18 protein-coding genes are annotated in these 21,359 nt (G+C 65.1%); 8 read left to right on the forward strand and 10 right to left on the reverse strand.

Annotated elements, in window-relative coordinates:
- Positions 1–121 precede the first annotated feature (121 nt).
- Positions 122–472 (forward strand): FHA domain-containing protein, encoded by a 351-nt coding sequence (locus EDF71_RS01570; RefSeq protein WP_133854869.1) that lies wholly within the window; start codon positions 122–124, stop codon positions 470–472.
- A 341-nt stretch (positions 473–813) separates the two neighbouring features.
- Positions 814–1,965 (forward strand): IPTL-CTERM sorting domain-containing protein, encoded by a 1,152-nt coding sequence (locus tag EDF71_RS01575; protein ID WP_166656425.1) that lies wholly within the window; start codon positions 814–816, stop codon positions 1,963–1,965.
- 19 nt (positions 1,966–1,984) lie between these two features.
- Here EDF71_RS01575 and EDF71_RS01580 read toward each other — a convergent pair whose 3' ends face one another.
- Entirely contained in the window at positions 1,985–2,602 is a 618-nt protein-coding gene (locus EDF71_RS01580) for a LysE family transporter (RefSeq protein ID WP_133854871.1), read from the reverse strand.
- A gap of 65 nt (positions 2,603–2,667) precedes the next feature.
- Here EDF71_RS01580 and EDF71_RS01585 point away from each other — a divergent pair, with 65 nt between their 5' ends.
- From EDF71_RS01585 to EDF71_RS01600, 4 genes are all read left to right on the forward strand, one after another.
- Complete coding sequence (locus EDF71_RS01585; RefSeq protein WP_133854872.1) at positions 2,668–3,603, forward strand: LysR family transcriptional regulator; 936 nt, start codon at positions 2,668–2,670, stop codon at positions 3,601–3,603.
- 151 nt (positions 3,604–3,754) lie between these two features.
- On the forward strand, positions 3,755–4,531 hold the full coding sequence (locus EDF71_RS01590) for an SDR family oxidoreductase (protein WP_133854873.1): 777 nt from the start codon (positions 3,755–3,757) through the stop codon (positions 4,529–4,531).
- Positions 4,532–4,539: 8 nt separating this feature from the next.
- A complete protein-coding gene (locus EDF71_RS01595; protein WP_243854118.1) occupies positions 4,540–4,872 on the forward strand; it encodes a hypothetical protein in 333 nt (110 codons plus the stop codon).
- 28 nt (positions 4,873–4,900) lie between these two features.
- Positions 4,901–6,103 (forward strand): low temperature requirement protein A, encoded by a 1,203-nt coding sequence (locus EDF71_RS01600; protein WP_133854874.1) that lies wholly within the window; start codon positions 4,901–4,903, stop codon positions 6,101–6,103.
- A gap of 64 nt (positions 6,104–6,167) precedes the next feature.
- Here the strand turns inward: EDF71_RS01600 and EDF71_RS01605 are convergent, their stop codons facing one another.
- On the reverse strand, positions 6,168–7,706 hold the full coding sequence (locus EDF71_RS01605; protein WP_166656426.1) for a THxN family PEP-CTERM protein: 1,539 nt from the start codon (positions 7,704–7,706) through the stop codon (positions 6,168–6,170).
- A 145-nt stretch (positions 7,707–7,851) separates the two neighbouring features.
- Positions 7,852–10,092: an IPTL-CTERM sorting domain-containing protein gene (locus tag EDF71_RS01610; RefSeq protein WP_133854876.1), complete on the reverse strand. Its 2,241-nt coding sequence runs from the start codon at positions 10,090–10,092 to the stop codon at positions 7,852–7,854.
- Positions 10,093–10,430: 338 nt separating this feature from the next.
- Here EDF71_RS01610 and EDF71_RS01615 point away from each other — a divergent pair, with 338 nt between their 5' ends.
- Together EDF71_RS01615 and EDF71_RS25530 are read left to right on the forward strand one after the other, a co-directional pair.
- Entirely contained in the window at positions 10,431–11,267 is an 837-nt protein-coding gene (locus tag EDF71_RS01615) for a response regulator (RefSeq protein ID WP_133854877.1), read from the forward strand.
- 91 nt (positions 11,268–11,358) lie between these two features.
- Complete coding sequence (locus EDF71_RS25530) at positions 11,359–13,530, forward strand: HAMP domain-containing sensor histidine kinase (RefSeq protein WP_133854878.1); 2,172 nt, start codon at positions 11,359–11,361, stop codon at positions 13,528–13,530.
- A 9-nt stretch (positions 13,531–13,539) separates the two neighbouring features.
- Here EDF71_RS25530 and EDF71_RS01625 read toward each other — a convergent pair whose 3' ends face one another.
- The 7 genes from EDF71_RS01625 to EDF71_RS01655 all read right to left on the reverse strand — a co-directional run bounded on the left by EDF71_RS01625 (position 13,540) and on the right by EDF71_RS01655 (position 21,349).
- Complete coding sequence (locus tag EDF71_RS01625) at positions 13,540–14,319, reverse strand: ABC transporter permease (RefSeq protein WP_243854119.1); 780 nt, start codon at positions 14,317–14,319, stop codon at positions 13,540–13,542.
- The gene (locus EDF71_RS01630; RefSeq protein ID WP_133854879.1) at positions 14,316–15,536 is read right to left on the reverse strand and encodes an ABC transporter substrate-binding protein; all 1,221 of its coding nucleotides are present in this window, start codon (positions 15,534–15,536) and stop codon (positions 14,316–14,318) included. The genes EDF71_RS01625 and EDF71_RS01630 overlap by 4 nt, the downstream gene beginning before the upstream one ends.
- 40 nt (positions 15,537–15,576) lie before the next feature.
- The gene (locus tag EDF71_RS01635; protein ID WP_133854880.1) at positions 15,577–16,383 is read right to left on the reverse strand and encodes an ABC transporter ATP-binding protein; all 807 of its coding nucleotides are present in this window, start codon (positions 16,381–16,383) and stop codon (positions 15,577–15,579) included.
- Positions 16,380–17,468: an acyl-CoA dehydrogenase family protein gene (locus EDF71_RS01640; RefSeq protein ID WP_133854881.1), complete on the reverse strand. Its 1,089-nt coding sequence runs from the start codon at positions 17,466–17,468 to the stop codon at positions 16,380–16,382. The genes EDF71_RS01635 and EDF71_RS01640 overlap by 4 nt, the downstream gene beginning before the upstream one ends.
- Before the next feature lie 246 nt (positions 17,469–17,714).
- On the reverse strand, positions 17,715–19,859 hold the full coding sequence (locus EDF71_RS01645) for a tripartite tricarboxylate transporter substrate-binding protein (protein ID WP_166656427.1): 2,145 nt from the start codon (positions 19,857–19,859) through the stop codon (positions 17,715–17,717).
- A 213-nt stretch (positions 19,860–20,072) separates the two neighbouring features.
- Complete coding sequence (locus EDF71_RS01650; RefSeq protein WP_133855016.1) at positions 20,073–20,669, reverse strand: alkylhydroperoxidase domain protein; 597 nt, start codon at positions 20,667–20,669, stop codon at positions 20,073–20,075.
- Positions 20,670–20,680: 11 nt separating this feature from the next.
- Positions 20,681–21,349 carry a CMD domain protein gene (locus tag EDF71_RS01655; protein ID WP_133854883.1) on the reverse strand — a complete coding sequence of 223 codons (669 nt, stop codon included), beginning with the start codon at positions 21,347–21,349 and terminating at the stop codon, positions 20,681–20,683.
- Between the last annotated feature and the right edge of the window lie 10 nt (positions 21,350–21,359).

The following is a 21,359-nucleotide window of genomic DNA, read 5'->3' on the forward strand; positions in this document are numbered from 1 at the left end:
GGGACCTCGCCAGGTTAGAAATTGCTGACAATCTATTTCAAAAATTTCATACAGAATCCATCCCTTCGAAAGAATCCAGGCCTTTTTCCCCCTGGTCTTCTCGCGTGATTGGAGGTTCTGCATGCCAGTGCTTATTCAGATTCGGTCACCCCTTGCGCCCTCGCCCAGCCAGCTGAGACTGGGCAAGGGCCAGACCTTGATTGGCCGGGATCCGGGCTGCGGTGTCTGCCTGGACGACCAGGGTGTCAGCAGAGACCATGGCGCCTTCAGCTACTACATTGGCGTGCTGATGGTGGAGGACCACAACAGCACGAATGGCATCTTCGTCAACGGCCTCAAGGTCAAGCGCCAGGTGCTGTACACGGGGGACAGGGTCAAGGTCGGGCCGGTCGAGATCTACATCCAGAAAGGCTCAGCACCGTCCGGGGCAGATGTCGGGTCAGCGGCGTCAGCGCCTCAAATGCCAAAGTAAATCAGCCACTGGTAGTCGTTTTATTTCTGCGACTGCCCGCAAAAGAATGCCGTTGAAGTTGCTCCAGTTTTAAAAACCTGACAATAATAATCATTACGATTAGCCACAGTTGTGGTTTTTATTAACGATTAGCCGCAGCAAGCTGTGACGCAGCTTCAGGGGACTCATCTGCGGCACGAATGGGTTTATCCATGAAGTCGATTTTGGAACAGGCACGGGCTCACTATCGGAAGGGCATCAGCGCCTTGTTATTGGCAAGTGCAGTAGGTCCGAGCCTCGCGCAGCAGTATGTATTTGCCCCGAGTTCCGCAGAGGGCGTCGACGGCTGGGTGGCAGGCTGGATGAGCAACCGCCCACCGGGCACGCTGACGCAGGACTGGTACCCGGGCTCAGGCGAAGATAGCTTCGGCGACAGCGCAGTCTCGGGCGATACCCACGACACCACCTTCCTCGCCAGCACCGGCGCGCAGCGCTTCGGCGGCGGATTGACGGCCAGCGCCGACCCCACTTATCTGGACTTCCAGCGTATCTCCAATCTGACGGCGCGCTCCGCCACTCAGGCGATCACTGCCCAGCAGTACATCGAGTTTCCGTTCACGACCGGTACCCTGCATTACGCAGATGCTACGGCTGCCCCGGCGCTGTTCTATTTCAATGCGGCAGCCACCTCCAAACGCTGGAATATGAATGGCAATAGCCATCCCCGCGCCTTTGGCTATGCCGCCTACATCGTGGATGCCAGTGGCAGCCCTGTCGGCGATGTGATTCAGCAAATTAACGATGTAACGACGGTGGCAGGGGAAGATTTTCAGATAGTCCGCCCACCCGATGGGCCGGGCCCGGGCGTTGAGCTGCAACCAGGCACAGCTTATGCGCTGCGCTTTTACCTGTTTGGCACGGCAGCCAATGCCGATAGGCAAGCCTCCTGGGATGACACTTTGTTCGCGATGAGCCGCCAGACATTGGCCGACATCGTCGTTACTGCCAGCACCGTCTCCGTGGTGCCTGCCGACGCTCAAAACACCTACAGCTACACCTTCAGCGTCTACAACAATGGCCCTGATACCGCCCAGGCGCTGGTGTCCGACCCCTTGCCAGCGGCAGCCAACGGTACAACTGCCAGCTGGACTTGCGTGCTACGGCCTTCTGCTACGCCCTGCGCCATTCCTGCGGGTAGCGGGGCCATTGGGTCCGTGCTTCAACCGCTGAACGTGGGAGAGACGGCGGTTTACGCGGTCAGCTGGACCGGCCCGGCCATTACCGCTGCTGGTAGCCACACCATCAGCGCGCTGCCCCAGGCCGACAGCCCCAGTGATCCCATTCTCAGCAACAACTCGGCAGTCGTGCGCGTGGCGCCGCCTCCCGTGGTCGAGATAGAGGAGCCAGCCCCCCGTCCCACTCCAGTGCCCGCAAGCGATGCCTACAGCCTTGCATTGCTCGCCCTGTTGCTTGCTGCCTTCGGAATACGACAGCGCCGCCGCACCGGGGCGTGATGGCAGGGTCGCGCGGCGCTCAACGCGAACCACGCGACAGCGCCAGCAGCACGCCAAAGCCCAGCAGCAAACCGCCAAAGGCGCGGTCAATCCAGTGCCGTGCCGCCAGCAGCCGGCCGCGCACCGCGCCGGCTGAAAAGCACAAGGCCACCAGGCTGAACCAGGCGATATGCGCCAGCGAGATAAAGGCGCCATAGCCCAGCTGCACGGCCAATGGCGTCTGGGGCTGCACCACCTGCAGGAACAGGCTGACCATGAAGACGGTGGTCTTGGGATTCAGCGCATTGGTCAGAAAACCCGTGCGCAGCGCCGCCCCATCCGACAAGGGCGCTGCTGCCGCCTCGGGCGCATCGCCCGCAGGCTGGGAACGCAGCATCTTCAGCCCCAGGTAGACCAGGTAGGCGGCACCGGCCAGCTTGATCGCATTGAACAGCCACAGCGACTGCTGGATCAGCAACCCCAGGCCCAGCAAGGTGTAGGCCACATGCACCAGCACCCCCAGGCCAATGCCCCAGGCAGTGAGCACACCTGCGCGCCGCGACAGCAGCAGGCTGTTGCGCGTCACCATCGCAAAATCGGGCCCGGGGCTGATCACCGCCAGCAAAGTGATGGTGATAACAGCTAACAATTCGGTCATGGCGTATCCTCTGCAATAGCAAAAACAGCCCGCATCGTGCCTGCAATGGTGCCTGATGAAAAACGATGATTTCTGACAGCCATGGTGAGTCTGGCTCACCATCTCCCGACAACCGCCTCCCTTCGCTGCTGGCACTGCGCTGCTTTGAAGCGGCCGCCCGGCTGGAGAACTTCAGCCGCGCCGCCGATGAGCTGCACCTGACCCATGGAGCCGTCAGCCGCGCGGTGCGCCTGCTGGAAGACGACCTGGGCCTGGCGCTGTTCGAGCGACGCAGCCGGCGGGTGTTTCTGACCGACGAGGGCCGGGCGCTGGCCCAGGCCGTCAGCCAAGGGCTGGATCTGATGCGCCAGGGTGTTGCCGATCTGCGCGCGCGTGCACGCCCGCAGCAGCGCTGGGTGCTGTCCTGCGAGCCCACCTTGCTGATGCGCTGGCTAATTCCGCGCTGGCCCGATTTCCAGGCGCGCCATCCGGGTCTGGAGCTGCACCTGGTCGCCGGAGGCGGTCCCTTCTCCTTTGCCAGCGGCATTGATCTGGCCATTCGCCGCGACGACTTTGCCTGGCCTGCTAGCTGCCATGTCGAGCCGCTGTTTGCCGAGCGCATCGGCCCGGTCTGCCGGCCGGACCAGCAAAGGGCCTGGTTCCGCAGTGGCAAGCGCAGCGCGGCACTCCAGGCCCAGGCCCTGCCGCTGCACAGCCGCACCCGGCCCAGCGCCTGGCAGGACTGGGCCCGGGCCAGCGGCCAGCCGCTGCCGCGCGCCAGCGGGCAAAGCTTTGAGCATTTCTATTTCAGCCTGCAGGCGGCCGTTGCCGGCCTGGGCGTCGCCATCGGGCCCTGGCATCTCGTGCAGGATGACATCGCCAACGGCCTGCTGGTGGCACCGCTGGGCTTTGTCGACGATGGCTCGCAGTACTGCCTGCTCTCCCCCCAGCCGGTGCAGGCGGGCACGGTGCCAGGCGACCTGCTCGACTGGCTGCAGACCATGGCTCAGGCAGGCGCCTAGCTTGGTAATTTTCGTTGCATACAAAAATTCAATGACCAATCCGGCACATAGCAAACGCTTCATCGCTTTTGCAAATTCGATTGATTGAATATGACAATAAAAATCTCCACTGTGATACACGCCGATTCCCATCACTTTCTGGAGATACCGCATGCGCAAAGCCCACACCGTCCAAGACAAAGTCGTCCTGATTGCAGGGGGAGGAAAAAACCTGGGAGGCCTGATCGCCCGTGACCTGGCCAGCCAGGGAGCCAAGGCCGTCGCCATCCACTACAACAGCGCCGCCAGCCGCGATGAAGCACTGGCAACAGTGGCGGCCGTCGAGAAGCTGGGCGCCAAGGCCCTGGCCTTGCAAGGCAATCTGAGCAGCGCAGCGGCCGTGCAAAAACTGTTTGCCGATACCGTGGCGGCGCTGGGCCGACCCGACATCGCGATCAACACCGTCGGCAAGGTGCTCAAAAAACCGATGGTCGATATCTCCGAGGCCGAGTTCGACGAGATGTCCAACGCCAACAGCAAGGCGGCCTTCTTCTTTTTGAAGGAAGCCGGCCTGCAGCTCAACGACAACGGCAAGATCGTCACCCTGGTCACCTCGCTGCTGGGCGCCTTCACACCGTTCTACTCGTCCTATGCCGGCACCAAGGCACCCGTCGAGCACTACACCCGCGCAGCGGCCAAGGAGTTCGGCGCACGCGGCATCTCCGTGACCGCCGTCGGCCCCGGCCCGATGGACACCAACTTCTTCTACCCCGCCGAAGGCGCCGATGCCGTGGCCTACCACAAGACCGCCGCCGCGCTGTCAGGCTTCAGCAAGACCGGCCTGACCGATATCGAGGATGTCGTGCCCTTCATCCGCCACCTGGTCACCGATGGCTGGTGGATCACCGGCCAGACGATTCTGATCAACGGCGGCTACACCACCAAGTAAGGCCCTCCATGGCCGGCCTCTGCAGCCTGGCGCTGCGGGGCCGCGCCCTCTCAACACTTGAAAGTGCCGATATGCATGTATTGCTGGTGATCGCTGGCGGCCTGGTGCTGCTCGGGGTATTTGTGCTGTTTGACTGGCTGTGGGCGGCCAGCGCCGCCGGCATGGTGGTGGCGGCCAAGCTCTTCATGCCCCTGTGGCTCCTGATCGCCTGCACCAATATGTGGGTGGGGGTCACCCAGGCGGGCTACAGCGTACGCGATGAAGCGCTGATCCTGCTCATCGTGCTGATCGTGCCCGTGCTGCTGGCCAGCGTCATCACCCGCCTCCTCTCGCATGCCTGAGGCCGCGCGCCAAGACCCCAGATCCGCTATGCCGATTACCCCCGCTCTCCCCCACCCCTTGCTGCGCCAGCGCGATGGCCACCATGCCCGCGTGACCTATGAAGAGCTGTTCTTTGACCTGGTCTATGTGTTCGCCGTCACACAACTGAGCCATGAGCTGCTGCACCACCTGTCGCTCGGCGGCGTGGCACAGAGCTTGGTGCTCTGGTTTGCCGTCTGGCTGGGCTGGCAGTACACCTGCTGGGTCACCAATTGGTTCGATCCCGAAACCACGCGCATCCGCAGCATGCTGTTTTGCAGCATGCTGCTGGCCTTGCTGATGGCCTCCAGCATCCCCGAGGCCTTTGGCGAGCGCGGGCTGGTGTTTGCCCTGGCCTATGTCGCCATGCAGGTGGGGCGCACCGCCTTTATCTGGGTCCAGCTGCCGGCCGGCCATGCGCTGGGCCAGAACTACCTGCGCATGCTCGGCTGGGTCTGCATCTCGGCGGTCCTCTGGATCGCGGGGGCGCTGGCCGCGCCCGAGCTGCGCCTGCTGCTGTGGCTGCTCGCGGTGCTGTGTGAGTACCTGGCACCGATGTTCGGCTTTGCGCTGCCCGGCCTGGGCCGCAGCCAGACGCAGGACTGGACCATCGAGGGCGGCCATATGGCCGAGCGCTGCCAGCTCTTTGTCATCGTGGCGCTGGGCGAGACCTTGCTGGCCAGCGGCGCCACCTTGGCCGACACCGCCATCTGGACCGGGGATGTCTTGCTGGCCCTGGGTGCCACCTTTATCGGCACCCTGGCGATGTGGTGGCTGTACTTTGGCATTTCCAGCAAGGATGCAATGGCCGCCATCAGCCACGCCGAGGACCCGGGCCGCATCGCCGCCTATTTCCACTACGTGCATGCCATCCTGATCGCCGGCGTCATCGCCACGGCCGTTGGCAACGACCTGGTGCTCGCCCACCCGCATGCACTGGCGACCCTGCCGCAGATCGCCATCCTGCTGGCCGGCCCTGCGATCTACCTGCTGGGCAGCGCCATCTACAAAAAGGTGGTGTATGGCGCGCTGCCCGCCTCCCACTGGATTGGCGCCTTGCTGCTGCTGGCCCTGGTGCCCCTCAGCGCCTTGTGCAGCCTGCTGGTGCTGGGCTGGCTGACGACGGCGCTGATCCTGGGCATTGCGTTTTGGGACACCTATGCGCCCAAGCCGCCCCGGCTGCCAGCTGCACAGCACCCAACGCAGCACTGACCAGACCAGGGCGCCATGCCCATGAGGCGATGCCCCATAAAGGCGGCATCGCCGAGGCGCCGGTTCACAGCCGGCGGCGCGCATCCCAGGCCAGCCCACCCAGCAGCGCAGCCAGCAGCAACAAGGCCCAGACACCCAGCGTGGGCACAGGGGTGGGCGCCGCCGTCTGCGTGCTCACCGCCGCGCTTGAAGGGTTGTTGCCCAAGGCCCCATCGCTGCCGCCATTGCTGTCGTTGTCCGCCCCCGTGGCGCCCAGCACTGTAACGCTGCCACTGGCCGGCAGCTTGAAGCTGACCGTGCAGCTCAGAACGCCCTGGCTTGGTACAGCGGCCGGGCCCGTGCAAACCGGGCTGGGGCTGCCCGGCAGGCTGGCGGCATTGCTGATGCTGCAGAACGCATTCAGCGCCGTGCTGCTGCCGATATTGCTGCAGGTGGTCGTGCATACCACCAGGGTGCCCGCCGCTGCGGAGCCTGGCGTGCATACGGTGCTGCTCTGCATGTCGCTAACGGCCCGCCAGGCAAAGAGATTGCCGCTGGATCCGCCCGACGGCACATCGATCACAATCGTCTGCGCGCTGGTGCTGCCCGCCACACTGGTGTCCAGACTCCCAGGGTCGGCGGCGCTGCCGGTCAGGCCCTGCTGGGTATAAGCCGCCTGCCATCCTGCGGGCGGCGCCGTGCTGATCGTGCAGCTGGCACCCACGGGCACCCCCTCAAAGCTGAAGCTGCCATCTGCCGCCGTTGCCACCGGGCCGGCGCTGTAGCTCGGTTCGGTACAGGCCAGAGACACATCGACGGCGGACCCAGCGTCCACCGCCTGGCCATCATCCTGGGTGTTGGCAGGCGTGCTGCCCTCGGCATACACCCGGCCCGACACCGCCGCCGTCTGCGTCAGGTTCAGCAGGAAGGGAATCGCATTGGCCTCACCCTCCACCGTCGTAAAGCCAATGCAGCCGCTTTCTGCATTGGCGGCCGCGCAGTAGGCATCCGGCAAGGGATTGGCAGCCGGTGCCGGGAAGAAGCTGAACACAAATTCGTCGCCACCAAAGACGATCGTGCGGTTGACCGATCCATCGAGCACCCAGATATCGCTGCAAGGCGTCTCGCTTGGAACCACGCAGGACGTGGCGTCCACGTTGTTCGGTGTTTCGGAAAAGCGGATGGTGTAGGTGAAGGTTTCGTAGGTATAGGGATCGCCACTGTCCTTGCGCCGGATCCCCAAGGTCGTGGCAATCGTCGCACTCGCCAAGGTGCCATGGGCGGAGGACACTAGATTGTTCGCATGCGTGTAGGTATTAGCAGGCTGGGCCGCACCATTGGTGACCAAGGTGCCCGTCTTCGGGCTGTCGGAGATACCGATGCCGCTGCGCCCTACCCCCGCAGGCCCACTCGAACAGGCCCCCCAGGTGATATCGGTCGCACTGACCAGTTCGCATCCGTTCGAAGTACCAGGACCGGCGCCATTGAAGGTGGTGGCAACGGCGGAAGTGAGAAATTGCGCACTGACCTCATAGTCCCATTCCACCGGCGCGGCCGCTACGCTACCAGCGGCCATGGCCCCCAAAAATCCGAGCGCCGCAAGACATTGGCGAAAGCTCTGCATAGGTTTCTCCCGGGTGGGCACGCGCTGCATGCCACATAGGTATGGATGCGCAGGCAGCAGCCTGGCGGGCGCCGAGGATGCTGGGTGGAGCGGCAGGCGGGGTCGCCCTGGGGCATGGCCCCAGCCCGCCGCTCCGCCGTCAGGCTCAGGCGCGGCGGCGCAGGCCGACAAAGCCCAGCATCGCGGCCAGCAAGGCCAGCGCCCAGGTACCCAGCGTCGGCACCGGGGTGGCAGCAGCCGGCAGCGCCGTCACGGTGATGGACTGGGTCACCGGTTCGGCCACGGTGAAGAAGGCATTGCCTTCCTGGTTGGCCTCGATGCTGCAGGTGCCGGTGCTCAGCACCCGCACCGATGCGCCGCTGACCGTGCAGACCGCAGGGGTCAGGCTGGTGTAGCTCACCGCCAGACCCGAGCTCGCGGTGGCGGCAGGCGCCAGCGCAAAGCTGCTGCCGGTCACCACGCTATGGGCCGTTTGTGCCGGGAAGCTGATGGTCTGTGCGCTCTGCACCGTCACACTCTGGGTCACCTGCGCTGCGGCATTGAAAGCCACCGCGCCCACATTGCCACCCGGCTGGTTGGCCGCAATCGTGCACAGGCCGCCGGACACGGGGGTCACCGTGGTGCCCGCCACCGTGCAGATGGCCGGGGTCAGGCTGGTGTAGCTCACTGCCAGGCCCGAGCTGGCCGTCGCCACCGGGTCGATGCTGAACGTGCCAGCCGTCACATTGCGCGGCGAGGTCTGTTCCGGGAAGGTGATGCTCTGGTCTGGCGGTGCATCGATCTGCATGCCTTGGCGCACCGCAGGAGCAGGATCGACGTTATAGGTCAGGCCATTGATGGTCTGGGTGCCGGCAGCGGCATTCGCTTCGATGGTGCACAGGCCCGTCACCGCAGGCACAACCAGGGTCGCGGCACCGGTGCTGGCATTGACCGTGCACACCGTGGGGGTCACGCTGCTGTAGGTCACTGGCAGATTGGCACTGCTGGTGGTGGGCGGCGTGGGGTTCCAGGAGACCGAGGATCCGTTCAACGCCGAATAGGTGCCGGGCTCGGGCGCCAGGAAGTTGATGACCTGCTTGGTCGGATCGAGCTCAGCCAGACGCGCAATACCGCGGCGCGCCATGCCCGCCACGCTGGTGAACTTGCCGCCCAGGTAGACGGTGCCATCGTCGTTGGGCAGCACCGTCCAGACCCAGCTGTTGGCGCTGAAGGAAGTGTCGAACTCGGTGTCCAGCGAGCCATCGGCATTGAAGCGGGCAATGCGCTGGCGCGGGGCATCAGTCACGACGGCGCCATTGGCGGGGTTGGTCACACCGGCGCGGCCATAGTCACCACCGACCACAATCTTCTGCTCGCCACCCACGTTCTGCAAGGCGACCGACGAGGCCCACCAGTTCACATAGGACTGGAAGCTGCTGTCCACCGTGCCATCGGTGTTCAGGCGCGCAATGCGCCAGTGGATTTCATCGGCATAGCGGTGCGTGCCGCCGGCATAGACAATCTTGCCGTCGTTCTGCAATGCCAGCTGGTAGACAGGCCAGGAGCCATCCCAGGCGCCGTTGCGGCCAGCAATGGCCTGGCCGGCATCAAAGGTGTCATCGACCGAGCCGTCGGCATTCAGGCGCGCCACGCTCATGCGGTTCACACCGTTGACCTGCGAGAACGTGCCCGAGATCAGGATCTTGCCGTCAGGCTGCAGCTTGACGTCTTCGATGCCATTGTTGGGGCCCGTGCCCACGTTGAACGTGGCATCGAGCGTGCCGTCGGCATTCAGACGGGCCACCCGGTTCGCCACCGAGCCATCGATGCGGTTGAAATAGCCACCAATGATGATCTTGCCATCGGGCTGCAGCGCAATGCCGCGCACATTGCCATTGGCCTTGACCGAGCCGGCCGGCGCGTTCTGGAAGCCAGCGTCCAAAGTGCCATCGGCATTGAGACGGGCAATGCCCCAGAAGGTGGAGAAGCTGGCTGCGCCCTGAGGCTTGACCGCCGTGAACTCGCCGCCCACCAGCAGCTTGCCATCGGGCTGCACCGCAATCGCCTTGACGAAGTCATTGGTGGCCACCTTGAAGCCGGTGTCGAGCGAGTCATCGGTATTGAAACGCGCCACGCCCTGGTAGCCGGCCTGGCCTTCCACGGTGTTGAACAGGCCGCCAATCACCACACGGCCACTGCCATCCTTAACCATGACCATGGTCTCCAGATTGCTGCCGCCCGCATTGGCAAAGTTGTCGGGGGCATAGACCGCAGCCTGGGCCATGCCCAGCATGCCGGACCAGGCCAGCAGTGCGGCAGGTAGCGCCTTCAGGATTTTCGACGCCTTGCGGCCCTGCTGCGCCTTGCGGCGGTCAGCTGCTCCATTCACCATAGAAAAATGTGCCATCGTTCAAAACCTCCAGTTGCGATGCATCGACGCGCCACAAGCCCAGGCTCGCAGCGCAGAAACCTCATGGAGGATTTGCACATACGTAACAAAATTTGTTATTTGGTTTTTTAATAAATCTTTTGAAATTCAAGCAATACCAAAGACTTTTTCAGAAAACAGCTGATATTCGCTTCCAAAACCACGGCTTATCAGCGAACAAAGCGCTTGGAGACACCGTAAAGCGGGCAGCGGCAGGTCCCCCAGTTAACATTGGTTTAAAACAAACGAATCGCCTGATTGTTCCTACGTGTGACAATTCACAACCGTTAAAGGTGTATCAAGGTCCTGCAAAAACTATGAGCAATGCCGACATTCCATCGCCCCACGTCTTGATCGTGGACGATGATCCCGACCAGCTTCGTCTGCTGGTCGCTGCATTGCGCAATACCTCGTACCGGGTGAGCGTGGCCCTCAATGGCGACCAGGGCTATGCCAGGGCGGCGGTGCTGCTGCCCGATCTGATCCTGCTGGATGTGCGCATGCCTGGGCGCAACGGCATCACGATTGCGCGTCTGCTCAAGACCAACCCCGCTACCCAGCACATTCCGATTATTTTTCTGTCTGCCATGGTCGAGCAGGACGACCGGCTCTCCGGCCTGCGCGCAGGCGGTGTGGACTACATCACCAAGCCCTTTTTTGTTGAAGAGATCCAGGAGCGGGTGCGCATCCACCTGATGCTGGCCCAGCAGAACCTGCGGCTAACCCAGGATGGGCCACTGGCACAGCCTGACCGAGCTGTCGCCCCACCGAGCCAGTCACCCGCCAATCTCACGCTCAAGCAGGTGGCCACCGAATACATCCTGGGCCATATCCAGGACCCCGAGCTGAAAAGCTCGGACGTCGCCGCCAGCCTGGGCCTGTCCATGCGGCGCCTGAACATGGTGTTCGAGACCAGCGATGGCCTGTCGGCCTTTGAGTTCATCCGCCAGGAGCGCATGCGCCGCGCGGCCTTGATGCTGGCCCAAAGTACCTTGAGCATTGCCGATGTGGCCCTGGAAGTGGGCTATCTGAACTCGGCCAACTTCTCCACCGAGTTCAAGAAGTTCTGGCAAAAATCGCCCACCCAGCTGCGCACCGAATGCCAGGCGGACCCCGAGGTGCTGCAAAACCTGGTCGCCTCCAAGTTCCATTGAGTGCCTGCCCCACTCACATCTGCGCCCATGCGCTGCATGTGACCTGCCAGAGACCTGCACCAGCCAACCGACTCCGCCCTGCCTCTAGACCATGGACATCCCTGCCCCGTCTTCCCCGTTCGCTGATGCGGACCCTGGCGCCACCGGCAAGCCTCCCGCCGCCATGAAACGCGGCCGGGAGATGCTGCCCCTGGTGCGCCGGGCCACCTTTGCGCTCGTGCTCTTCTGGCTTGGCCTGGTGGCCGGCCTGGGCTGGTGGCTGTCGCAACGCATCGCCAGCCAGTGGACCCAGAGCCAGGCCTCCAGCGCCGCTTACGAAGCCGAAACCACGGCACGCGTGGTAGACCGGCTTTTTACGCAGATGGTGAGCGTCGCCAATATGGTGGCCAGCCAGAGCCAGGTGATCGAGCTGGCCACCCGCTACCGCGAGGACCCGCCCGGCCTCGAAGCGCTGACCCGCCAGCAGCGCGCAGCACAGTTCACCAAAGACCCGCTGGTGCGCAAGGTGGGGGATTTTATGGACGCGCTGGGGGCCGATCTGCGCTATGCCCGCATCTACCAGAACAACCTGTCTGACGACACCATCACGGCCAGCAACTGGGCCGCACCCGACAGCATCGTCGGCATGATCTACTCAGGCCGCATCTACCTGAACCATGCCTTGCGCGACGGCAGCGGCCATTCCTTCGGCATTGCGCGCATCAACAAGACGCCGTCGTACTTTGTGGCCAGCCGCATCGACGATGCCCAGGATGTCGTGCAGGGCTCCGTCACCGTCAAGTTCGATGCGCCCGACATGGCGCACTACCTGACCGGCCGGCACAGCGCGCTGATCGTCAACCGCCAGGGGCGCGTGACGACCAGCTCGTCCGAACCCTTCATGCTGCGCAATGTGGCCGGCCTGCTGCCCGCCAGCGAGCTGCATCCCTGGGACCGCCAGGACGGCGAAGAGCTGGGCGAGGCGATGGACATCCAGCCGCTGGCCGCCTATGGCATTGACGGCCAATGGTTGATCGATGGCAAGCCCTATGTGATGAAGCGCCAGCCGCTGAACAACCGGCAGTACCAGCTGCTGACCCTGGCCTCGCTGGAACCCCTGGCCGCCATCCGTGAGCAGCACCTGTGGACGGCGATACTGGTTGGCGCAGTAGGCACCGCGCTCATCCTGCTGTCCTGCCATATCCTGGGCCAGATGGTGGTGCGCCGCCAGGACGAAAAATACGCCGCCATGGTCACTTCGGCACTCAATGCCGACCTGAGCACGGCACTGAGCGATGCCCAGACCAAGGAACGCCAGAAGGTGGAAGTGCTGGGCTACATCGGCCATGACCTGCGCGCGCCGCTGGCCACCATCAAGGGCTATTCCGAGCTGCTGCTGACAGAGGCCCCGGAGAAGCAGCAGGGCCTGGTCAAGACCATCCAGCGCAGTGTCAAATACCAGCTCGACCTGATCGACGAGCTGCTGGAGTACGCCAAGTCCGAGCTGCAACCGCTGGCCGTGCGCCCCGCGCCCATCGATCTACAGGCGCTGCTGGACGACATCTCCGACTACGCCGTCTCGCTGTGCTCGCAGCAGAACAACCACTTCCACAGCCATGTCAGCGGCGCCCTGCCCCGCCGCATCGCCATGGATGGCAAGCGCCTGCAGCAGGTGCTGCTGAACCTGGTCTCCAATGCCGCCAAGTTCACCCGCGATGGCGTCGTCACGCTGTCCGTCAACGCCCGCCAGGATGGTGAATTCTGCGTGCTCCATGTCGCCGTCAGCGACACCGGCATTGGCATCGACCTGGCCCAGAAGCCCGATATCTTTGACGCCTTCCAGCAAATCCAGACCGAGGGCGGCAGCACCGGCCTGGGCCTGTTCATCTCGCAGCGCATTCTGATGGCGATGGGCGGAAGCCTGGAAGTGAGCAGCGCCGCTGGCCAGGGCACCACCTTCTCGTTCGAGCTATCGGTTCCGATCATCGAAGCCAGTGGCGCAGCTGCGGGCAGCAATCCAGCCACCACCGCAGCGCCAGCGCAGCCCAGCCGCGTGCTGGCCACAGCGGGGGCCGCCATCGCCACCCCTGGCGATGCCGCACTCGATGAGCTCGCCGAGCTGGCCTTGCAGGGCCGCCTGACCGATATCGAAGGCTGGATCAACCGCCATACCGATCACACGGCCCATGCGCTGTTCACGGCCCAGTTGCTGGACCGGCTGGAGCAGTTTGACTTTGCCGGCATCCACCAGCTGGCACTGCAGAGCAAGCGCGGCGCCCGCTGAGCAGGGCGTTCAGCCCTGCTGGCCGCGCTGCATCCAGCGGCTGCTGATGGCCCGGGCCAGCCAGTCCAGCACAAAGCCCAGACAGCCGATGACGACAATGCCGGCCATCAGCTCGTCATAGGCCAGGCGGTCGCGCGTGTCCAGCACAAAATAGCCCATGCCGCTGGAGACGCCCAGCATCTCGGCGGGCACCAGCACGATCCAGCCAATCCCCACCGCCAGCCGAAAACCGGTGAGGATATGGCTGATGCAGCCGGGCAGCACCACCCGGGCAATGGTCTCCCAGCGCGTGGCCGACAGGCTGTGCGCCAGCCGCATCCAGGCCGGGTCCAGCGCGGCCACGCCGGCAGCGGTGTTCAGCATGATGGGCCAGACCGTGGCAAAAGCCAGCAGAAAGATCACCGGTGCCTCGCCCACGCCCAGCGCCATTACCGCCAGCGGCATCCAGGACAGCGGCGACACCATGCGCAGAAACTGAAACGTTGGCCCGCTGATGCGCGCAAACAGCGGCGACAGGCCCAGGCACAGCCCCAGCGGCACACCGATCGCCAAAGCCAAGGCCAGTGCAATCGCAATGCGCTCCAGGCTCATGCAGATATGCGGCCACAGCTCGCCGCTGCCCAGCAACTGCACCAGGGCCTTGAGCCCGGCCTGCGGAGCAAAGGCTGAGCGGATCGCCTCCACATCGGAGATATGCCGGGCCGCCAGCGCCCACAGCGCCAGCGTGATGGCCATGCCCAGCAGCGGCCAGGCCAGGCGCGCCGCCCAGCGTTTGCCCCCCTGCATCATGCGGCGATCACTTCCTTGCGGCTGAAGTCCTCCGCATGGCCAAAGGCCTTCAGCCCTCCCACCTGGCTGAGTGCCTGCTTGACGAAGCGGTCATCGACCAGGTCCTTGGCGGCAAAGGCCGGGTCCAGATCGCGGATGAAGTCCACATTGCCTTCCATCAAGGTGCCCTGCATGGCCTTGACCAGCTCCTGCGTGTAGCTCGGGAAGGGATAGGGCTGGAAGTCGATGCGGCGCTGGTTCCATTCGGGGTGCTGCAGCACGCCCTTGGCGCGGTACTGCTCGAAGTCCTTCAGGTCAAACACCTTCTGCAGCACCGGCAGCGGGTGCGGCGTGTACTTGTTGGCGCCGTCCTTGGACATCAGCTCGGCCGTCTCGCCCATGTGGTCGCGCGTCCACAGCTGCGCCTTGACGATGGCCGTGGTCACGCGCTGCGCCCATTCGGGACGCTCGGCAATGTCGCGCTCGGACAGGGTCACCAGGCAGCAGGCATGGTCCTTCCAGATATCGCCCAGGAAACGCGCCACCTTGCCCACGCCCATGGTCTCGGCCATGGCGTTGAACGGGTCGGCCACGATAAAGCCCGAGACCGATTTGGAGGCCAGCGCGGCCACCATCTCGGCCGGCGGCACGATCACCAGGTTCACCTCCTTGGCGCCCAGCGCCGTGCCCTTGGGCTTGCTGACCGGCGTGAGCCCGTTCTTGCGCAGCACCTGCTGGATGAGGATGTTGTGGATCGAGTACCAGAACGGGATCGCGAACGTGGTGCCGGCCAGATCGGCCACGCTGTTGATGTTGGGGGCGACGGTGATGGCCGAGCCGCTCATATGGTTCCAGGCCACCACCTTGGCACCAAACTTGGAGCCATAGCGCACCGACAAGGTGGTGGGCGACAGCAGGTGCACCACATTCACCTGGCCGGCGATAAAGGCCTCGATCAGCTGCGCCCAGCTGCGGAACAGGCGGGGCTTCTCTGCCTGCAGGCCTTCGGCCTCAAACAGCTTGCGGCTGTGCGCCACAAAGAAGGGGGTCGCATCGGTGATCGCCAGGTAGCCAATGCGCACGGGCACATCGTCGCCCTTGAACTTCTGCGCCAGCGCGTCGCCCGCGCGCAGCAAAGGCGTGGCCGCCACACCGCTGATGGCGGCAATGCGCAGCCAGTCGCGCCGGCTGATGCCGCAGTCGCAGTGGCTCGATGTGCAGATGTGCTGGTAGGTCATGGTTCTCTCTCCGGGTTATGTGGGGGTGTTTATCAGTTCGTCAAACGGCAGCGGCCTGGCCGCGCAGGCTTTGCAGCGCATGCAAAATCTCCAGCCGCATCGCGGCAATGCGCTCGTCGTCCATGCGCCGGGGGTGGGCGATGTCGATGCGCCAGCTCTGCACGATGCGGCCGGCACCGGCCTGCACATCGGGCGTGCTGCCCATCAGCAGCACCCGGTCTGCCACCAGCAGCGCCTCGTCAATGTCGTGGGTGACGAGCAGCGCCGCGGTATGCCAGCGGTGCACCACCTCGACCAGTAGCGCCTGCATATCGCTGCGGGTCAGCACATCCAGCGCCGAGAAAGGCTCATCGGCCAGCAGCAGGCGCGGCTCACGCGCCAACGCCCGGGCAAGCGCCGCACGCTGGGCCATGCCGCCCGAGAGCTGCGCCGGAAACAGCCGCTCCTTGCCCTTCAAGCCCACCGCCTCCATGCTGGCCTGCACGCGCTGCGCAATTGCCTGCTGCGTGGCCTTGGGCTGGTGCTTGAAGTCCAGGCCAAAGGCCACGTTGTCCTGCACATTCAACCAGGGCAGCAAGCTGGCCTGCTGGAACACCACGGCCGCACGGGGGTGCGGCGCGCGCAAAGGCGCATCCAGAAACTGCAGGGCCCCCGCATCGGGCGGCTGCAAGCCCGCCAGGGTGCGCAGCAAGGTCGATTTGCCGCAGCCACTGCCGCCCAGCAGCGCCACAATCTCCTGGCTGTCGATATCGATGTCGATGCCGGCAAACACCGGCTGGCCCGCCTGGTAGCCATAGGCCAGACCCCGGCCCTGAAGCGCTTGGCTAGGTACAAGGCTTGCCGTCATGCCGCCACCTGCGGGGCATGCTGGGCCAGTTCGCCTTCGAGCTGGGTCAGGCTAGGCGTGACGATCGGGATAAAGGCCGACTCGCGCCAGCGGCGGCCAAAGTCGGGCTGCTGGTCCTGCAGATAGGCGCGGCCTCCGGTGGCCTGCAGCTCCAGCTGCAGGGCGTCTTGCACGATGCCCGCCAGGCGCATGCGCAGCGCAAACAGCGGACTGACATCGGCGACCCAGCGGTCATCCAGCACACCGTCCAACAGCGCTGCCTCCACCTGGCCCAGGGTCTTTTGTGCCTCGCTCACGCGGCCGTGCAAGGGGCCACGTGCGCCGCCGCCCTGGGCAGCCGCCTGCAAGGCGGCCCGCGCCAGGCCGATCGACAACGCACACTGCATGCCCAAAAATCCCGGGCGTGCCGCCTTCAGATACGGTGGTCCGGCCTGGGCCAGCAGCGCCTGGGCGGGCACCACCACCTGGTTCAGCTGCAGCGCAGCGGTGTTGCTGGCACGCATGCCCAGCAGGTCCAGATCGGGCGAGCGCACCAGACCGGGCAGGCCACTCTCCAGCGCCATCACCATCGGCAGGCCGCCGCCTTCGGGTTGCACCGCAGCGGCCACGACAAAGCCCTGGCTGCGCACGTTGGACACCCAAGGCAGCAGGCCATCCAGGCTCCAGCCCTGCTCCAATGGCTTGGCCTGCACCTGCAAGGTCTCGATGCGCGACAAAAACTTGATCACATTCGAGAGGCCGACCGCGCCCGCGATATCGCCGCGCAGCAAGGCATCCCACCAGCGCTCGCGTGCGGCCTCATTGCCGCTGGCCTGAAGGTAGTGGATAAAGGCGCGCTGGCTCCAGAACACAAAGGCGCTGGTCAGCGACAGGCTGGCCACCTCGGTGATCGCGGCAATGGCATCGCGCACATCACCGCCATGGCCGCCTTGCGCGACCGGCAGGCCGGTGCGCAGCAGGTCATGGTGGGCCAGCATGGGCAGCACGGTGCTGGCCAGCTCGGCCTGGGTATCGAGCACAAAGGCGCGTTGCGCAATATCGCTGCGGGCGCTTTCAGTCAACAAGGGGCTGCGGGTGAGGCTCATGGTGCAACAGGGCCGGCCAGGCATGCTTGGACCTACCGGCTGCTGCTGCCAGCCCGCAAAGAAACCCGGTTGGAGCGCATCAGTCGCATGGTCAGTTGCCGGACCGGCAAAAAGTCATGGGGAGCGCGCGGGCAGGTCCCGCGCGAGGATGCTGCAGTCTAACGCAACTGCTTTATAGGCTTATTTGATCTAGCGCAGGTGGGCCCGGCTTGCACCGTGCTACCAACCATGCCAGGCCACATCCAGTCATCGCGCGGGCAAGGCCAGGGCGCGCAGCCATGCCTCACGCATCTGCGCCTCCAGCGCCAGCAGGCTCTCGGGCGAGCCGCCTCCGCCCACCGCCTGCATGTTCTGCAGCTGCTGCTGCAGCTCAGGCTTGGCCAGCACCTGGGCGATGGCTTGCTGCAGTGTGCGGTTGGCAGCGGCATCGGAGTTAGCTGCGGCCCAGAGGATGAAGTGGTCGTAGACCGCTAAGCCCGCCAGCGAGGCATGGGCGCCCAGCGTGGGCCAGACGACCCCATCCAGGCTTTGCGGATGGCCCGGATCGGCCGTGCTGCCCAGCACCCGCAGCTGGCCACCTCGCACTGCCGAGGCCACGCCATTGACGGGTGCCAGCACCAGCTCCACCGCATGCGCCTGGGTCAGCACATCGGAGTCGGGGTACCTGCCGGGGAAGACCACGCGGCGCAGATCCACACCGCTGCGCGCCAGCAGCTCGGCCCATGCCAGCTGCCCGACCCAGCCATCGTCACCCGTGCCCACACGCAGCGCACCCGGATGGGCCCGCGCATAGGCCAGCAAGTTGTCGGTGTTGCCAATGCCCAGCGCATCGGCCTGCGTACTGTCAATGGCCAGCACCCAGGGCTGCGATGCGACCACGGTCACTGGCAGCAGCGATCGCAGCGCGGTATCGATGGGCGGCCCTTGGTGCAGGCCGGGGATGCCGCCGCGCGGCAGGGTCATGGCTGTGAACAGCAGCCGGCGATTGCCGCCGTCGGCGGCCAGGCGCTCGTAGTCGGCCACGCTGGCATCGGGCAGATGCTTGACCTCCACCTGGCGGCCCAGCAGCGCTGGCAACTGCGTCGCCAATATCTGGGCAAAGTAGGCATTGCGGCCACCGGCGGGCGATGGCACGGTGATCTGCAGCGGCAGCTGCGCCTGCGGCGCCAGCCACTGGCCGGCATCGTTCATCAGGCCATAGCGGATGGCCCACTGCCCGGCGGTCGATGGATTGCGCACCAAGGCCTGGGCCACCCAATAGCGGCCCATGCGCCAGTACTGCCGAATCATCGGCCACTCATCTTGCCAGCCGGGCGGGCGCCAGTCCTCGGCAAACAGCGCCGTCACCACCGCATAGCCATGGCGAAAGCGGCGCGCCGCATGGAACTGCGGCGCAATCACCCATTGGCCCCGCGCATTCTGGTAGCCCCAGCGCCCGGTGGCAGCGTCCTTAACGGGCCGCAGCCCCTCCCCACCCTGGCTGCGCTGCAGGCGCTGCCAGCGGCATACCCGGGGCGTGCTGGCGTCTCGCTGCAGGCGCAGCCCGGCATTGCTGCACAGCTGGATGCGGCGCTGCGCCGTCGCATCGGGCAGATCGCCAAAAGTGAAGGGAATCACCATGCGCCCCTGCGGATCGATCACACCGGAGCCGAGCGAGCCCGGTGTCACGATCTGCTTTTTGTAGTCCATCCACTGCGCGGTGGTGATATCACTGGGCGGCACCGGCGCCAGCCAGCGGCCCCGGGCATCGCGCAGGCCCGGCTGCGCATACACCAAATCCAGCTTCAGGTCCGACGCCAAGGGCCGGGCGTCACCCGGCATCAGATAGGCGACGGCATCGGGGGAGAACACCTGGCCCGTGGTGCTGCCATCGCAGCGGACCGGTGGCACGGCCCAGTGGCCTTGCGCATCCAGGCGCCCATAGGCGGTGGTCGCTTCTCGCCGGCCATGGGGCTTGTGCTGCACCAGCCAGACCTTGGTAGCGGGCTGCAGCACGTTGTTCACGCTGGAGTTGTTGTGGGAATCCACCCGTACCACCTGCCAGCGGCCATCACAGAAGCTGCGTGCGGAAGGCGCCAGAAAAAGTGTGTGCCCCTCCAAGGCATCGAACAAGGCGGGCGCCAGTCCCGTGTTGGGGTCCGGGTTCAGGCTCAGCCAATGCAGGCGATCCATGTGTCGGGGATCAGCGCCGATCTGGAACATGAAAATCTCGGCCCAGGGTGGCGCAGACGAGGCCACGGGCTGCAGTTGCCAGTGCGGCTGCATCGGCATCGCGCGCTCAGGGTGGGCATACAGATCCTGGTAAGCAGGCGGCGCAGCCTGGGTGCTGACCACGCCGAGGCTGCATGCCAGCAGCCCCAGCCAGGCGCGCAAGCGCAGCAGGGCTTTCATACCGGGCCACCGGCCAGCCAGCTGGACGCCGATGGCGGCTGTGGCAAGCCGCTGCGAGAGATGCAGAAGAAGGAGCATGGAGGCCATGGACAGAAGGGGATACAGCGCCAAAGTATCCGCTTTTTCTGCGCCCGCCCGGCACCGGACCCGCCCCAAAAAAACCTGGGGGCCTGCGCGCTGTTGCGCAAGGCAGGCTCCCAGGGCTTGGCCTGCTTAGGCCTGCGCAGCTTCCAGCGCGGGCTCGCCCAGGCTCAGCATCAGCCGGTTGGCCCAGTTGAAGAAGGCCGCGCCTTGCAGCGCATCGGCAATCGCATAGTCGTCCAGCCCGTTCTGGCGCAGGCCGTCGATATGGCCGGCATCCAGCGCCAGAGGGGTCTCGGTCAACGCTACCGAGGCGGCAACGATTGCGTTCCAGCGTGGGCCCAGATCGGCCTGCACCCCTAGGTCCAACAGCTTTTGCACATCCTCTTCGCGGCGCGAGAAATGCGAGGCAAAGCGCGCATGCACCGAGGCGCAGTAAATGCAGCCGTTGAGCCGGGAGGTGGCCGCAGCGGCCAGCTCGCGCTCGGCGCGGGGCAGGCCTCCGTCGGGGTTGTAGAAGATGTCCTTGTCAGTGCGGGTGCGCGCGCCCAGGGTGTCAGGGTCACGGGCCAGCAGCCGAAAGTATGGCGACTTGGCACGCGAGGCATCCACCAGGCCTTCAAAATGCCTGGGGGTCAGCTCCTCCTCCGGCAAGGGTTCAATCCAGGGCAGCCAGTCCAGTTGGGCTTGGGTAAAGACCTGGGGTTCGGTGCTGTTCGGGTAGTGCAAGGTTTGCTCGCTCATGCAGCGTTCTCCTCGGCGGTGGGTTGTTGGGTAGCGGTGGATGGCGCCGGATGGGCCTGCAGCAGGCGCAGGCCCGCGACCACACGGATCTGAAAGGCCAGGAAGGACACCAGCTGCGACAGCACCACGATGTCGGTCGCCGTCCAACCCGCATCCAGCAAGGCCTGCAGATGCGCGGGCTGGGCATCACGGGGGTGGAAGGCCAGCAGATGTGCATGCGCTAGGCCGGCCGACAGGCGCTCGCCCAGCACAGCGCGGCTCTGCGCGCCCACCGCATAGACCGGGCGGGCCTGGTCTTCGGCGCTCAAGGGGCCTTTGGGGTACTGACCATAAGGTCCGCGCGCCAGGCCTTGCGCCACTTCGGCATCAATGGCCTTGCCCAGCGCCAGGCTGGCCTGGGTGGACAGCGCATCGCGGTAAAAGCGCTGCACCTGCGGCTGCTGGTGCAGACCGGCCACAAAGGCGGCAACGGCCAGGCGCTCGTCCAGCGGCCAATGGCTGCTGAGCGGCGCGCGGGGCGCCAACAGCGTCAGAAAGCTTTGCTGGGCCTGCTCACGTGCCTGCAGGCGGTGGCGGCGCACGGCATCCAGATGGCTGCCCGGCGCTATGCCGGCGAGCTGGTCAATCACATCATCGCCAAGCGATGGGTTCCATGCAGAAGTCATAGCAGTATCA

It is taken from the genome of Comamonas sp. JUb58, from assembly GCF_004364775.1.
Classification (GTDB): domain Bacteria; phylum Pseudomonadota; class Gammaproteobacteria; order Burkholderiales; family Burkholderiaceae_C; genus Comamonas.